The sequence below is a fragment of the Halorubellus amylolyticus genome, from assembly GCF_034808145.1.
Taxonomy (GTDB): Archaea; Halobacteriota; Halobacteria; order Halobacteriales; family Natrialbaceae; genus Halorubellus.
This window is the reverse complement of sequence record NZ_JAXHGM010000001.1, coordinates 394,388-408,205: the sequence shown is the minus strand read 5'-3', so window position 1 is coordinate 408,205 and position 13,818 is coordinate 394,388. Positions and strand designations below refer to the sequence as shown.

The following is a 13,818-nucleotide window of genomic DNA, read 5'->3' as shown; positions in this document are numbered from 1 at the left end:
CGGCAACTCCCAGCGACTCCTCGACACTACGGTTCGTTCCACCGTGCGTCCGCGAGCGTCCGCTGCACGACCTCGTGCCCGACCGCCTCAGCGAGCGTCTCGAACCCGGAACGCTCCGACCGGTCGTCCGCGTTCGCCACCAGCCGCGACACGATGAACTCCGGCGTCGACCGGCCGACCTGCCCGAACCGCGGCTGATAGTCCACCTCCAGTTCGAGATCCGGCGTGAGTCCTTCCGCGAAGATACCGTCCACGCGCGCCGTTCCCGGGAGCGGCTCCAGATCGTCCGCGAGATGCGTCACGAACGTCCCCAACGCCGCCTTCTCGACCGTCAACGTCACCAGTCCGTGCAGGAGATCCGCCGCACTCCCCGGTTCCGTTATCGCCTCGAACTCGTCGACGAGCATCAACGTCCGGCCCTCGGCGGTCAGCGGCGGGACGACGTTCCGGAGCGTCGACTCGAGCACGCCCGCGTTGAAGCTCGCGTGCCGACGATGGAACACCACCGAATCGAACCGGCCGACCGCAGCACGGTCCGCGGGCACCGGGAGTCCCATGTGCGCGAGCAGGACGACCTGACAGAGCGTCTCCAGGAGCGTCGTCTTCCCGCCGGAGTTCGCGCCCGTGAGGACGCTCACGCGCTCGCGGCCCGGCGGCGCGTCCAGGTCGTGCTCGCCGAGCGCGTACCGGACCGGCTGCACGGACTCCTCGCCGCTCGCCGCGAGCGACAGGTTCCGCGCCCCCGCCACGGCGACCGCGTCCTCGACGAACTCGGGCGACGTCAGGTCGAACGCCGCCGCGAACCGCGCGAGCGACAGCTCGAACGCGACGTCGTCGACCGCCGCGACCGCCCGGTCGACGTCCGCTCGCGCGTCCGCGACCGCGCCCTGAAGCTCCACGCGAACCTCGCGCTCGCGCGCCTCGACCGCCTCTCGGCGGTCCGCCGACAGCGCCCGCAGCGCCTCGTTCACGAAGTCCGTCGCGTCCCGCGCCCCCTCGGGCGCCGCATCCCGGACCGTCGTCGCCTCGACACCCGTCTCCGCGCAGACGTGGTCGACGAACGCGTCCTGGAACCCGCCGGCGGTCCGCGCACCGTCCCCGCGTATCGCCTCGACGACCGACTCCGCGTTCGCCTCCAGCGTCTCCACGGCCGCGACCTGCTCGCGGCGGTCATCCAGGCGGTCGTCCGCACCGCTCGCGACGTTGCCCTCGCGGAGCGCACCGAGCGCACGCGCAGCGTCCGCGAGCGCCTCGCGGTCCAAGCCCGCCAGCGGCGCGAACACGCCCTCGTCGGCCACGACGCCCGCGTCCACGAGCGCGATCGCCGCCTCGACGCTCGCCTTCTCCCCGCCGTCCGCGTCGTCGTACGCGTCGAACGCCGCCACCACGGCCTCGCGCTCGCCGTCGTCCAGCGCCGCCCAGGACTCGCGCGCGGCCTCGACGTCCGCGAGACGCTCCCGCATCGCCGACCGGTCCGACAGCGGCGTCAGCACGTGGATGGCGTCGGCCGCCCGCGCCGTCAGCGCGAACGACCCCGCCACCGAGAGGAGGTCCTTGTACACGTCCCGGGCGTCGCTCGTCGCGAGCACGTCCATCCCCGACCCGCCCGTCGCCCGCCGGAGAATGCGGGTCGCTCGTCCACGCGGCACGCCCGCGTCGACGAGCGCCCTGACGTCCCCCGATTCGATCGCGTCGATGGCCGCGTCCACGCCCAGTTCCTCGACGAGCAACGCCCGCGTCTTCGGGCCGACACCCCAGTACTCCTCCAGTCGCATACCCCAAGCCTGCGAGCGCGACGTAATCAAAACCCCGCAACCGTCCCGGGGACGCCGGGAGCGGGCCCGCCCGAGGGATTGATTTCCCGAGCACGCCAACACGTCGCCATGACCGACCCCGCAGACGACGCTCCGCGAGCCGGTATCGACGAGGACGCGAGCTCGTTCCGGTACTATCGGAACGCCGTGTCCCGCCACTGGGACCCCGTCGACGTCGACCTCGACGCGGACGTCGACCGCGTCGCGGACCTGGACGCGGCGGCCTTCGACTCGCTCCGGCGGACGCTCGCGCTGTTCGGTGCCGGCGAGGAGGCGGTCACGGAGGACCTGTCGCCGCTCGCGGTCGTCCTCGACGACGTCAACGACCAGTTGTTCGTGACGACCCAGCTCTACGAGGAGGCCAAGCACGCGGAGTTCTTCAATCGGTACTGGACGCGCGTCGTCCACGCGGCCGAGGACCGCCGTGGGACGGCGCGCTCGGACCCGCACGACTCGGGGTGGTTCAACGACGCGTACGACGAGCTCTTCGAACGGAACGAGGCGGCGATGACTCGACTCCTCGAGGACGACACGCCGGAGAACCGCGCGCGAGCGTACTGTCACTACCACCTCACGGTCGAGGGCATCCTCGCGCAGACGGGGTACTACGGCGTGCAGACGTCGTTCAGTGGTGACGTCGCGGGGCTCCCGGAGCTCCCGGGGCTCGTCGAGGGGTTCTCGCGGATACGGAGCGACGAGGGTCGGCACGTCGGGTTCGGGATGCGGAAGCTCAAGGACCTGGTCGCCGCGGGCGACGTGTCGCCGTCGTTCCTGCACGAGTTGACGGGCGAGCTCGCGATGCTCGTCCAGGACGCGGTGTCGACGGCGTCCGACGACGACGCGGTCGCGGTGGGCGCCGAGGACCTGGCGTCGTACGCGGCGCGCAAGCACGCCGAACGCATGGAACAGATCGTTGACGCGGCGAAGGACGTGCCGGACGTGGAGACGTTGACCGAACTCGACGGGTGACTGCCGCCGGGGAGAGTGAACTGACTCACCGGGGCTGTGGCGGTACGTCCTCCGGTGTGCGTCGACCGTTCACGTGCCGTACGTGGTATCGAGGAAGTCGACGATGTTCGCGGATTCGTTCATCGTGACGCCGTGAGCGTCGTCGACGAGGACGGGGACGGCGCGCTGCCCGGACACGCGCTTGACCTCGTCGCGCGCGGAGTGCATGGCGTCGACCCAGACGGTGTCGTAGTCGAGGTCGAGCTCGTCCATGCGGTCCGCGACCGTCTCGCACCACGGGCAGCCCTCGAGCTGGTAGAGTGTTCGCGTCATGGTGACACCCTTTGGCCTGATTGTAGAAGGGTCTGGGGGTCGGACTGGCGCCCTCCGCCGTCGATGTTCAGGTGTCCCCTCGTCGACGTCCCAGTGTCCTCTCGTCGACGTCCCGGTATCTCGCCGTCGGTGCGCCGACGCTGGACGTTCTGGAGCGCGGTGTGGGGCGAGCAGCCGGGCCGTGGGTGAGTGACGCGACGGCGGCCCGGACTCCCGTCTCGACCGTCGCGTCGCACGCGTCAGGTGATGCCGACGTTGGCCGCGGCTTCGCACTTGAACGCTCGGGGGTTCGACGATGGGTAGTCCGGCGATGGTGGCGACGACGACGTTTTCCCGCTGAACCGGGTACGTAGGGATGATGATGGCGACGACGCACGCGTTCGTCGGGCTGGCGTTGGCGAGCGCGTACGCCGCGGTTGGAGGGGAGTACGCGACGGTCGCTGCGGCGGGCGCGATCGCCGGCGGGATGTTCCCGGACCTGGATCTCCTGGCGGAGCACCGGAAGACGCTGCACTTCCCGGAGTACTACACGGTGCTCTCGGTCCTCGCGGTGGTAGTCGCCGCCGTCGCGACCGTGCCCGCGACCGTAGGGGTGGCGGCGTTCCTGATGTCCGCGGCGGTGCATTCGGCGAGCGACGTTCTCGGTGGTGGGACGGAGGCGCGACCGTGGCTCGCGCAAGATCAGCGTGGCGTGTTCCTGCACACGCAGGGACGGTGGGCGGCGCCGCGGCGGTACGTCCGGTACGACGGTGCACCCGAGGACCTCGCGGTCGCCGTGACGTTCGCGATCCCGGGGTGGGTCGCGTTCGATGGGTGGATTCGAGGGCTCGTGCTCGGGGGCGTCGCGCTGTCGGTCGGGTACGTCCTCGTCCGCAAGCGGCTGCCGACGCTCGAGGAACGGTACCTCCAGTAGCCCCGAGACGCATGTGGTGCTTTCACAATCAAGCTGTATCTCCAACGTACCGCGTCTCAGAAATTAAAACGTGCCCTTAGATGAGTGAAATTTATAGTGTTGGGGCGCGATGGTTATTCCAATGGCACAGCGAGAGGACCGGGCCGAGGAGTTCGTCGAGGTACGGGTTCCAGCGGCGCTCGCCGACCGCATCGACAGCGTCTACGCGGAGTGTCGAGGGTACGAGTCCTCGTCGATGCAGGAGAGCTTGAGCGTGCTCTGCGACGTCGCGGCCGGTCGTCTCGACGTCCCGGGTGAGCCCGCGCTCGACCGCGCGAGCGTGCACGAGGGGGACGATGCGGCGGACCCGACGGCGGAACTGACGTCGCCGACGGGGGTCGTCGCCGAGTTGAGCGACGAACGGCGCGCGAACATCGACGCGGCGTTCCCGACGCGGTGGAGTGCGGATTCGACGGTCGCGGGGAGGTTGACGGCGGTCGTCGACCGGTACGTGCGGAACCCGGAGGGGATGCCGGACGCGGACGCTCGCGAGGCCGACGCGCTACACGTCGTCGGGGAGCGCGAGGGGATGGCGCCGGACGAGCTCCGCGAGCAACTCGTCACGGTCCTCTACGGGAACACCGGGCTCCCGGACGACCTCGCCGGGGAGTTCTTCAGCGAGGCGCTCGCGACCGTCGAGGAGGCGGCGTCCGCTGGCGACGACGACGAGGACGGCGACGGGGAACGCGACGTCGACGAGACGCTCGACAGCCCGGATTCGCCGATCTTCGACGACGACGGCCCGCCGGCGCTCACGGACGGCCCGCCCGCGAAACCCGCTCGGCCCGCGAGCGGCGTCGACCCGGAGACGGCGTTCGATTCGCCGACGGACGAGGTCACTGTGGATTCGCTGCTCGCCGACGAGGCGGCGCCGACGGCGCGCTGCGAGCGCTGCGAGGCGTACCACGAGGTCGACGACCTGGAGACCGTCATCGGGTCGGCGTCGTCGACCATCGAGTTGCTGTGTGCGTCGTGTGCGACCGCCGTAGAGGAGAAGCATTAACGGGCCGGCGGGCAGACGGTTCTCGCATGGCTATGGTCGAAGTCGTCGTTCGCGCGATCCATCTGGTCGTCGCGGCGATGTGGGTGGGGTCGGTGTCGTTCTTCGCGTTCGGCGTGCTCCCGCTGGCTCGAGAGGGGACGTTGAACGCTGCGCCACTGGAACGGTTCACGGAACGTCTCCAGGTCGGATCTCGGCTCGCGTCGGTGCTCCTCCTGCTCTCCGGTGGGTACATGATCTCGCTGGCCGGGTACGAGGAGTCGCTGCTGTCGTCGACGAGCGGGCATCTCGTGCTCGGGATGGTGGTCCTCTGGGTCGCGTTGACGGGACTGGTCGAGGTCGGTGCGTCGCGAGTGCTCGAGGGTGCGGACGATCTGAAGGTGCGGACGCCCGCGAAGCGCGCGACGACGGTGCTGCGTGCGGCGACCGTGGTCGGCGTGCTCCTGTTGGCGGACGCGGTCCTCATCCGGTTCGCGCCGACGTTGTTCTGAGGTGAGTGTCGGCGCCGAGGCCTGGACCGGCGTCTGGGGTCGGGACCGAGTGGGCTTCGGGCGTCGGGGCCTGGATGAGGGTCGGGCGTCGCCGCTTGGGCCTGGCCTTCTTCAGTCGTGATGACGTAGTGGCGGGTATGACTGATGGCGAGACCGACCCGTTCGCGGACCCGTACGATGGACCGATACCGGAGGGCGTGGACGAGGCGGCGGTCGAGCGGATGCGGCTCGTCGCGAAGGTGATGGACGACGCGGTGGCGCTCCCGGGCACCGACTTCCGCGTGGGCGCGGACCCCGTCCTCGGCGTGCTGCCGGGCGTCGGTGACGTCGTCGCGGCGGGCGTGTCGATGTACGTCGTGCTGGAGTCGGCGCGGTTGGGGGTGTCCTACGGGACGCTCGTGGAGATGCTCGCGAACGTCACGATAGACGTCGCCGGGGGCGCGATTCCCTACGTCGGCACGGTCGTGGACGTGGTGTTCAAGTCGAACCAGCGGAATCTCGCGCTCGCGCTCGACGACCTCGCCGACGGGGCGTCGGACACGGTGTTCGCGAGCGTCGAGGACGCGGCGGCGGACGCGTTCGAGGGGGCGGCGGACGCGACCGAGGAGGTCGTGGACGCCGCAGCGGACGCCGCGAGCGGGGACGGGACCGTTAGCGCTGGGACGTCGCCGGAGGGGGACGGTCCGGTGGAGATTCCCATCGAGGTCGAGGACGAGGACGCGGAGTGAGTCGCTGAGAGCGCCGGTCAGCGTGCGGTCGCACGTCGGAGGTGGTCGGCGACGTGTTCGGGGCGCTCGACCGCGGGAAGGCTTTTGCCGCCGTCGAGAGTACCGCCGGTATGCCTTCGAGGAACTTCCTGTTCTGCTCGCTCGATTCGGCGCTCTGCGGCGACCTCGCGTGGCAGGTCGGCCGGGAGGGTCACGACATCAAGTACTACGTCGAACACGACGCGGACCGCGACATCGCGGACGGATTCGTCGCGAAGACCGACGACTGGCGCGCGGAACTGGACTGGGCGGACGTCGTCGTGTTCGACGACATCTGGACCGGGAACGAGGTCGGGACCGGGAAGCTCGCGGAGGAACTGCGAGCCGACGGGCACGCCGTCGTCGGCGGGACGCCCGCGACCGACCGGCTGGAGGACGACCGCGGGTACGCGATGTCCGTGCTCGAGGAGGCGGGCATCGAGACGGTCGAGCACCGCGAGTTCACCGACTTCGACGACGCCATCGCGTACGTGGAGGCGAACCCGGCGCCGTACGTCGTCAAGCCCCTCGGCGAGGTCCAGAACGTCAAACGGCTCGTGTACGTCGGCCGGGAGCGCGACGGGAGCGACGTCGTCGACGTCCTCGAAGCGTACGAGTCCGCGTGGGGGCACCGCATGAAGGGCTTCCAGCTCCAGCGACGCATCGACGGCGTCGAGGTCGCCGTCTGCGGGTTCTTCGACGGCGACCGGTTCGTGGACCCGATCAACTTCAACTTCGAGCACAAGAAGCTGTTCCCGGGGAACGTCGGGCCGTCGACGGGCGAGATGGGGACGGCGATGTTCTGGGCGGGCCGGAACCGGCTGTTCGAGGCGACCCTCGGGAAGCTCGAGGACTGGCTCGCCGACGAGGGGTACGTCGGGAGCATCGACCTGAACTGCATCGCGACCGACGAGGGCGTCTATCCCCTGGAGTTCACGCCGCGCTTCGGGTATCCGACGATCGCGCTCCAGGAGGAGTCCCTCCTCTCGGGGAGCGGCGAGTTCCTCCACGGCCTCGCACGCGGGACCGACCCGGAGCCGACGGTGCATCGCGGGTTCCAGGTCGCGGTGCGCGTGGTGCTCCCGCCGTTCCCGTTCGACGACGAGCGGACGTACGACGAGAGCTCGCGCAACGCCGCGCTCGTGTTCGACACCGCGGACGGCCGACCGCCAGAGGGCGTCCACATCGAGGACGCGAAGCGCGTGACGGCCGACGGCGACCCGACGACCGACCCCGCGGGCGAGTGGCGGGTCGCGGGCGAGGCCGGGATGCCGCTCGTCGTCACCGGGATGGGCGAGACCATGCAGGCGGCGCGCGAGCAGTGCTACGAGCGCGTCGACGACGTGCTCGTCCCGAACCTCTACTACCGCGACGACATCGGGGAACGCTGGATCGACGGCGAGGGCGACCGCCTGCACGCGTGGGGCTACCTCGGCCCGCAGTAGGCGTCGGCGGCCGCGGTCGCTGGCCGGGCGGCCGTCGACGCGAGGCGGTTCGTCGTCGTCGCGTCAGAACTCGGTGCCTTTGCGGGCGCGGACGCCGTCGTCGAACGGGTGGGTCTGCTTGCGGACGTTCGTGACGAGGTCGGCGCGGTCGGTGACGTACGTCGGCTCGTCGTGGCCGCCGGTGAGGACGAGCTCTAGGTGCTCGGGTTTGCGGTCGAGGAGGTCGACGACGGCGTCGGGCGAGACGAGGTCGCGGTTCGCGGCGTAGCAGAGTTCGTCCAGTATCAGCATGTGGACGCCGTCGTCCGCTGGCCCGTCCAGAGCCAGAGGTCCGCCGAGGTCGGCGTCGCTGGCGGCGTCGAGGAGGTCGCGAGCGCGTTCGAGGCCGCCCTGGGCGCGGGCTTCGTGGTCGACGTCGTCGCTGCCGTCGTTCATGCCGTGCCAGCCGTAGTGCCCGGAGTGCTCGTACGTGAACCCGGGGACGGCGTGGATGGCGTTGTACTCGCCGCGGACGTCCTCGACGCTCGCCGCGCCGCCCTTCATGAACTGGAGGAGGTGCACGCGGTAGCCGTGGCCGGCGGCGCGGAAGCCCATGCCGAGCGCGGCGGTCGTCTTTCCCTTTCCGCCGCCCCACCAGACCTGCGTCCGGCCGAACGCGTCGGGCGCGGCGGGTCGGATGTCGTGCGCGTCGGGCGCTCCGGTGTCGTCGTGCATACGTCGACGGTCGACCGCGGGTCGCTTCAGTCCTCGGCTTCTCGCGCCCGGTCGACGATGGCGACGGCGGCGTCGAGTTCGTCCTCGACGACGCCGTGCCCGATACCCTGGTAGATGCGTTCGTCGACGTCGCCGCCGAGCGCGTCCAGTATCTCCGTGGTCTCGTGGACGCGGTCGAGCGCGATGTGCGGGTCGTTCGCGTCGCACCCGAGGAAGACCGACGTGCCGGCGAGCGCGTCGTCGTCCGTCGCGTACTGGTCGACGGAGACCTCGGGCCCGATGAGGCCGCCGCTGAAGACGACGAGCCCACCGTAGCGTCCGGGGTTCGTGGCGACGTACTCGCTCGCGAGGCACGCGCCCTGAGAGAACCCGAGGAGGACGACGTGCTCGCGGCCGACCGCGTCGACGGCGTCGGCGACGACCGCGTCGAGTTTCGCGAGCGCGGAGTCGAGCCCGGGCTGGTTCGACTCGGTCGGCGCCGTGAACGGGTTCGGGTACCACGTCCGGCCGGCGGCCTGCGGCGCGAGGTACGCGACGTCGTCGAACCCGAACTGCTGGGTGATCTGGAGCATCGACTCCGCGGTCGCGCCGCGCCCGTGCGCGCACACGACCGCCGCGCTCGCCTCGGCAGGGTCCGGTCCAGCGGTCGCGACCGGCTGGTCGCCGTGCGGGTCGTCGCCGCTGTGCGGGTTCCGCCCCCTCACCGCGACCGTCCTCCAGCGTTCGACAGTAGACGCGTCATGGACCGTGGTACGTGCGCCAGCGGTTTAGCGAGTCGGCTCCCGGCCAGGAGCGAGACTTGTTCTCTCACGCTTCGACCGGTTCGTCGACAGCTCTCACGCTTCGACTGGTTCGTCGACGAACTCGAGGACGGCGTCGGCGCCCTGGAAGCCGTCGGCGACCCGACGAACCGGCTCGCCGTTCTCGTAGTACACGAGCAGCGGGACGCTCGTGACGTTCAGTCGCTCGACGAGCGGCGGGTCGTCCCGCGGGTTGACGAGTGCGACGGCGACGTCGGTCGCGCGAGCGACGTTCCCGAGGACGGGCTCCATGGACGCGCAGATACCGCAGCCGTCCGTGTAGGCTTCCAGCAGGACGCGGTCGTGCTCCGCGAGGAACGCGTCGAGTTCGGCTTCGTCAGCGAGAGCGGTGGGTTTCCCGGAATCTGTCATACTCACAGCTAGGGTCCGGAGCGGTTTGAGTCTGTGGCCGACGCGTGGATGCGGCCGGGTCGGGAGCCGCTCTGGCCCGCGGTGACGGCGTCCAAGCGATTTAAGCGCACGAATCTCATATACGGTCCATGTTCGGGGTACGAATCCGGGTTCGGCTCCCGGACGACTGGACGTCGTCGCTGGGACGGCACGACATCTGGGGCAGCGTCTACACCGCGACGCTCCACGACCGACGGTACACCGCACTCTATCGGTTCCGCGGCCCGAGCGTCGACGAGGCCGTCTCCCTCGCCGAGTCCGCCGACTACTTCGAGACGGTGGACGTCGTCGAACGCGGTACGACCGGACGGAACGAGCACGCGATGGTTCTGGTGTCGGCGACGTTCCCCGACCCGACGCCGTACACGATAATGCTCGAGAACGACTACATGCCGCTCGACCCGACGACGCTTCGGGACGGCAACGAGTACTTCGACCTGTTCGTCAGGGACCGGGACCGGCTCGTGGCGCTCGTCGACCGGCTCGAGACCGTCGGCGAGGTCGGCATCGAGCGCGTCGTGAACGACATCGAGACGGTGTTCAACCCGAGCCCCGTCACGTGGGGCGCGCTCGTGGAACTCCTCACCGAACGGCAGCGCGAGGTGATCTCGGTCGCTGGCGAGATCGGGTACTTCGACGTCCCGCGCAAGGCGACGTTGACCGACGTCGCGGACGTCGTGGGCGTGGAGAAGAGCACGGCGGGCGAGCACCTGCGTCGGGGGATGTCGCACGTCGCGGACGTCCTCGTGGAGCGCGAGGGTCGCTCGTGACGGACCGATCCGTGGTATCGAGCGAGCGGAACGGCAGACCATATAAAACCCCCTATTTGTACGATGCAATCGTTACTCCAAGGGAGAACGTCACAGATTACCATGTCAGACGGTATTGACCGGCGCACGGCACTGAAGCAAGTCGCAGCTGGATCGGCCGCGACCCTGGGCACCGGCGTTTCCGGGTGTCTCAGCCTCCTGAACGGCGGTGGCGGCGGACAGACGTTCGTCGTCTCCTCGAAGAACTTCACCGAGCAGTTCGTCCTCAGCAACATCAGCATGGTGTTGCTCGAGGAGGCGGGCCACGAGGTCACCGACAAGACCGGGCTCGGCGGGTCGCCCGCGAACTTCGAGGCGCTCAAGAACGACGAATCCGAGCTGTACTGGGAGTACACGGGGACCGCGTGGGCGAACGTCCTCGACCGCGAGACGGACGTCGACGACCCCGAGACGCTCTACGAGAACGTCGACAGCGCGTACAACGAGGAGTACGACATCGACTGGCTCGAGCGCGCGCCGTTCAACAACACGTACGTGATGGTCGGGAACCCCGAGTGGGTCGAGGAGAACGGCCTGGACACGCTCGAGGACCTCGCCAAGCACGTGAACGCCGGGAACACCGACTTCGACGTCGCGATGAACCAGGAGATGGTCAAGCGCGACGACGCCTGGGGCGGCCTCCCCGACGCGTACGGATTCGGTGAGAAGAAGCAGGACATCGGTGTCGTCGAGATGAAGATCGGCCTCGTCTACGAGGCGGTCAAAGAAGGGAAGGCCCAGCTCGGGTTCGGGTTCGCGACCAACCCGAAGATCAAGCAGTTCGACCTCCCGGTCGTCGAGGACACCGAGCCGTTCTTCAACATCTACAACCCGGCTCCGAACGTCCCGAACGACGTGTTGACCGACGACCTGAAGGAAACGCTCAACGCGGCGACGAGCGAGCTGACGACGGATACCCAGCGGTCGCTGAACGCGAAGGTGACCGTCGACGGGAAGGACCCGAAGACCGTCGCCGAGACGTTCCTGAAAGACAGCGGGTACATCTGAACCATGCCGACAGCGACGGCCGTCGTAACGTGGCTGGTCGAGAACCAGGATCTGATGGTCGAACAGGCCGTCCAGCACCTGAACATCGCACTGACTGGCCTGTTCTTCGGGGTGGTCCTCTGGGGAACGACCGGGCTCCTCATCCATCGATACGACCGCTTCTCGGACGTCACCCTCGGCGTGTTCGGGGTGCTCCTGACGATACCGAGCCTGGCGTTGCTCTCGCTACTCATCCCACTGGTGGGTATCGGGACGCCCGCGGCGGTGACGGCGCTCGTGCTCTACTCGGCGCTGCCCATCGCCCGGAACGTCTACGTCGGACTGGAAAGTGTCGACGAGTCGAGCATCGAGGTCGGTCGCGGACTCGGCATGACCGACCGTCAACTACTGTTCCGGGTGCGGTTCCCGCAGGCGATGTCGGTCATGATGGCCGGCATCCGGCAGGCCGCCGTCCTCCTCGTCGCGATCACGACGGTGACGGCGTTCTTCGGCGCACCGGGGCTCGGACAGAGCATCTTCCGTGGTATCAGCGTCGGAAACACGAGACAGATACTGGGCAGCGCTATCGTCATCTCGACGATCGCCATCGTCCTCGACACCGGACTGTACGGCGTCCAGCGCTTCCTCTCCCCCACTGAGGTGACGAGTACATGAGCATGATAACGTTCGACAACGTGCGGAAGGTATACGCCGGCGGGACCGTCGCGGTCGACGGCATCGACGTCGAAGTGAACGCCGGCGAGACCCTGACGCTCGTCGGGCCGTCCGGCTGTGGGAAGACGACGACGATGAAGATGATCAACGACCTCATCCCAGCGACGGAGGGGACCATCTCCGTCGACGGGGAACCCATCGGGAGCCGGGACACCATCGAGCACCGACGCTCGATAGGGTACGTCATCCAGGAGATCGGGTTGTTCGACCACATGACCGTCGGCGAGAACATCGGTCTTGTCCCGGACCTCCTCGGCTGGGATCAGGACCGCATCGACGACCGAGTGACGGAGCTCCTGGAGCTCATCGAGCTGCCGTCGTCGACCAGAGACCAGTACCCGGGCGCGCTATCGGGCGGACAACGCCAGCGGGTCGGCGTCGCTCGCGCGCTCGCCGCCAACCCGCAGGTGATGCTGATGGACGAGCCCTTCGGGGCGCTCGACCCGCTGACGCGGGAGAACCTCCAGAACGAGTTCCTGGAGCTCCAGTCGACGCTCGACGTGACCATCGTGTTCGTCACGCACGACATCGACGAGGCGCTGAAGATGGGCGACAAGGTCGCGGTGATGCGCGACGGTGAAATCGTGCAGTGCGACACGCCGAAGACCATCCTCTCCGACCCAGCGAACGACTTCGTCGCGGACTTCGTCGGCGAAGACCAGCAGATGAAGCACCTGTCGACGGTCACCGTGGCCGACGTGATGGACGACGGTGGGGCGTCGCGGGACGCCCCCGAAGTCGCTCCGACGGACGACCTGAAGGACGTCGCGCAGGCGTTCCTCGGCGGGACGCACGACGCCCTCCCGGTCGTTCGAGACGGCGAGGCCGTCGGCACCGTCACGAGAGCGCATCTGCGAGAGGTCCTCGGTAACGGTCCCTCGCTCTCCGAGGTCGGGGTGGACCGTGGTGCGTGACTCGATGGTCCTCGCCGGGATCGGCGAGTACGGCGACTCGGTCGTGAAAGCGCTCGCGTACATCGGCGACAACTGGGGGACGTTCCTCTCGCTACTGGAGACGCACATCGTCATCGTCCTCCTCGGTGTCGGGCTCGCAATCCTCGTCGCCGTCCCCCTCGGCGTCGTCGCAACCCGATTCGAGCGCCTCGGATGGGTCGTGATGAACATGGGCGCGGTCGCACAGACGCTCCCGCCGCTCGCGGTCATCGCCATCTCGTTCTCGTTCGTCGGCCTCGGCCGGAACCCGGTGATACTCGCGCTGTTCTTCTACGCGCTACTGCCGATACTGAAGAACACGGTCGCCGGCATCGACGGGGTCGACGACTCGATCGTCGAAGCCGGACGCGGGATGGGGATGACGCAGTTCGAGCGGCTCGCCCGGATCGAGCTCCCGCTCGCGCTACCCGTCATCTTCGCCGGCATCCGGACGTCCACCGTGATGTCCGTCGGGGTCGCGTACCTCGGCGCGTTCATCGGGGCGGGCGGCCTCGGGAACTGGGTGATTCTCGGCCAGCAACAGCTGGACACCCACATCACGATGGCCGGTGCGATCCCGGGCGCGGTCCTCGTGATCGTCCTCGACCTACTCTTCAAGCACCTCGAAGGCATCGTCACTCCGCCGATGTCGAGCGCGGAGGAGACGACCGAGGTAACGGCGGCTTGAGCGCCGTCGTTCC

The 13,818-nt window shown here is 68.9% G+C and carries 16 protein-coding genes; 11 read left to right on the top strand and 5 right to left on the bottom strand.

Going from position 1 to position 13,818, the window contains the following annotated elements:
• Window positions 1-26: 26 nt before the first annotated feature.
• Window positions 27-1,775 (bottom strand): MutS-related protein, encoded by a 1,749-nt coding sequence (locus tag SM754_RS02025; protein ID WP_323674547.1) that lies wholly within the window; start codon window positions 1,773-1,775, stop codon window positions 27-29.
• A 108-nt stretch (window positions 1,776-1,883) separates the two neighbouring features.
• On the opposite strand from SM754_RS02025, the gene SM754_RS02020 reads away from it, so the two are divergent.
• Complete coding sequence (locus tag SM754_RS02020) at window positions 1,884-2,783, top strand: ribonucleotide-diphosphate reductase subunit beta (RefSeq protein WP_323674546.1); 900 nt, start codon at window positions 1,884-1,886, stop codon at window positions 2,781-2,783.
• Window positions 2,784-2,852: 69 nt separating this feature from the next.
• Here SM754_RS02020 and SM754_RS02015 read toward each other — a convergent pair whose 3' ends face one another.
• Entirely contained in the window at window positions 2,853-3,095 is a 243-nt protein-coding gene (locus SM754_RS02015; protein ID WP_323674545.1) for a glutathione S-transferase N-terminal domain-containing protein, read from the bottom strand.
• A gap of 358 nt (window positions 3,096-3,453) precedes the next feature.
• On the opposite strand from SM754_RS02015, the gene SM754_RS02010 reads away from it, so the two are divergent.
• From SM754_RS02010 to SM754_RS01990, 5 genes are all read left to right on the top strand, one after another.
• Entirely contained in the window at window positions 3,454-4,008 is a 555-nt protein-coding gene (locus tag SM754_RS02010) for a metal-dependent hydrolase (protein ID WP_323674544.1), read from the top strand.
• A 121-nt stretch (window positions 4,009-4,129) separates the two neighbouring features.
• Window positions 4,130-5,050 (top strand): hypothetical protein, encoded by a 921-nt coding sequence (locus SM754_RS02005; protein WP_323674543.1) that lies wholly within the window; start codon window positions 4,130-4,132, stop codon window positions 5,048-5,050.
• A gap of 26 nt (window positions 5,051-5,076) precedes the next feature.
• Window positions 5,077-5,538, top strand: coding sequence for a transporter (locus SM754_RS02000; RefSeq protein ID WP_323674542.1), 462 nt, complete (start codon window positions 5,077-5,079; stop codon window positions 5,536-5,538).
• 137 nt (window positions 5,539-5,675) lie between these two features.
• Window positions 5,676-6,266 carry a DUF4112 domain-containing protein gene (locus tag SM754_RS01995; RefSeq protein ID WP_323674541.1) on the top strand — a complete coding sequence of 197 codons (591 nt, stop codon included), beginning with the start codon at window positions 5,676-5,678 and terminating at the stop codon, window positions 6,264-6,266.
• 110 nt (window positions 6,267-6,376) lie between these two features.
• On the top strand, window positions 6,377-7,729 hold the full coding sequence (locus SM754_RS01990; protein WP_323674540.1) for a phosphoribosylamine--glycine ligase: 1,353 nt from the start codon (window positions 6,377-6,379) through the stop codon (window positions 7,727-7,729).
• Between the two features lie 63 nt (window positions 7,730-7,792).
• On the opposite strand, the gene SM754_RS01985 is transcribed toward SM754_RS01990, so the two are convergent.
• The 3 genes from SM754_RS01985 to SM754_RS01975 form a co-directional block, all read right to left on the bottom strand.
• Window positions 7,793-8,443 (bottom strand): cob(I)yrinic acid a,c-diamide adenosyltransferase, encoded by a 651-nt coding sequence (locus SM754_RS01985; RefSeq protein ID WP_323674539.1) that lies wholly within the window; start codon window positions 8,441-8,443, stop codon window positions 7,793-7,795.
• A 26-nt stretch (window positions 8,444-8,469) separates the two neighbouring features.
• Window positions 8,470-9,147: an alpha/beta hydrolase gene (locus SM754_RS01980; RefSeq protein WP_323674538.1), complete on the bottom strand. Its 678-nt coding sequence runs from the start codon at window positions 9,145-9,147 to the stop codon at window positions 8,470-8,472.
• Between the two features lie 132 nt (window positions 9,148-9,279).
• Window positions 9,280-9,615 carry a thioredoxin family protein gene (locus tag SM754_RS01975; RefSeq protein ID WP_323674537.1) on the bottom strand — a complete coding sequence of 112 codons (336 nt, stop codon included), beginning with the start codon at window positions 9,613-9,615 and terminating at the stop codon, window positions 9,280-9,282.
• A gap of 128 nt (window positions 9,616-9,743) precedes the next feature.
• Between SM754_RS01975 and SM754_RS01970 the strand changes: the two genes are divergently transcribed.
• From SM754_RS01970 to SM754_RS01950, 5 genes are all read left to right on the top strand, one after another.
• Window positions 9,744-10,424, top strand: a complete 681-nt coding sequence (locus SM754_RS01970) for a helix-turn-helix domain-containing protein (RefSeq protein ID WP_323674536.1) — start codon at window positions 9,744-9,746, stop codon at window positions 10,422-10,424.
• 102 nt (window positions 10,425-10,526) lie between these two features.
• The gene (locus SM754_RS01965; protein WP_323674535.1) at window positions 10,527-11,471 is read left to right on the top strand and encodes an ABC transporter substrate-binding protein; all 945 of its coding nucleotides are present in this window, start codon (window positions 10,527-10,529) and stop codon (window positions 11,469-11,471) included.
• A gap of 3 nt (window positions 11,472-11,474) precedes the next feature.
• Window positions 11,475-12,125, top strand: a complete 651-nt coding sequence (locus tag SM754_RS01960) for an ABC transporter permease (protein ID WP_323674534.1) — start codon at window positions 11,475-11,477, stop codon at window positions 12,123-12,125.
• A gap of 2 nt (window positions 12,126-12,127) precedes the next feature.
• Window positions 12,128-13,099: an ABC transporter ATP-binding protein gene (locus SM754_RS01955; RefSeq protein ID WP_501993745.1), complete on the top strand. Its 972-nt coding sequence runs from the start codon at window positions 12,128-12,130 to the stop codon at window positions 13,097-13,099.
• Window positions 13,092-13,805, top strand: coding sequence for an ABC transporter permease (locus SM754_RS01950; protein WP_323674532.1), 714 nt, complete (start codon window positions 13,092-13,094; stop codon window positions 13,803-13,805). The genes SM754_RS01955 and SM754_RS01950 overlap by 8 nt, the downstream gene beginning before the upstream one ends.
• Window positions 13,806-13,818: the final 13 nt, after the last annotated feature.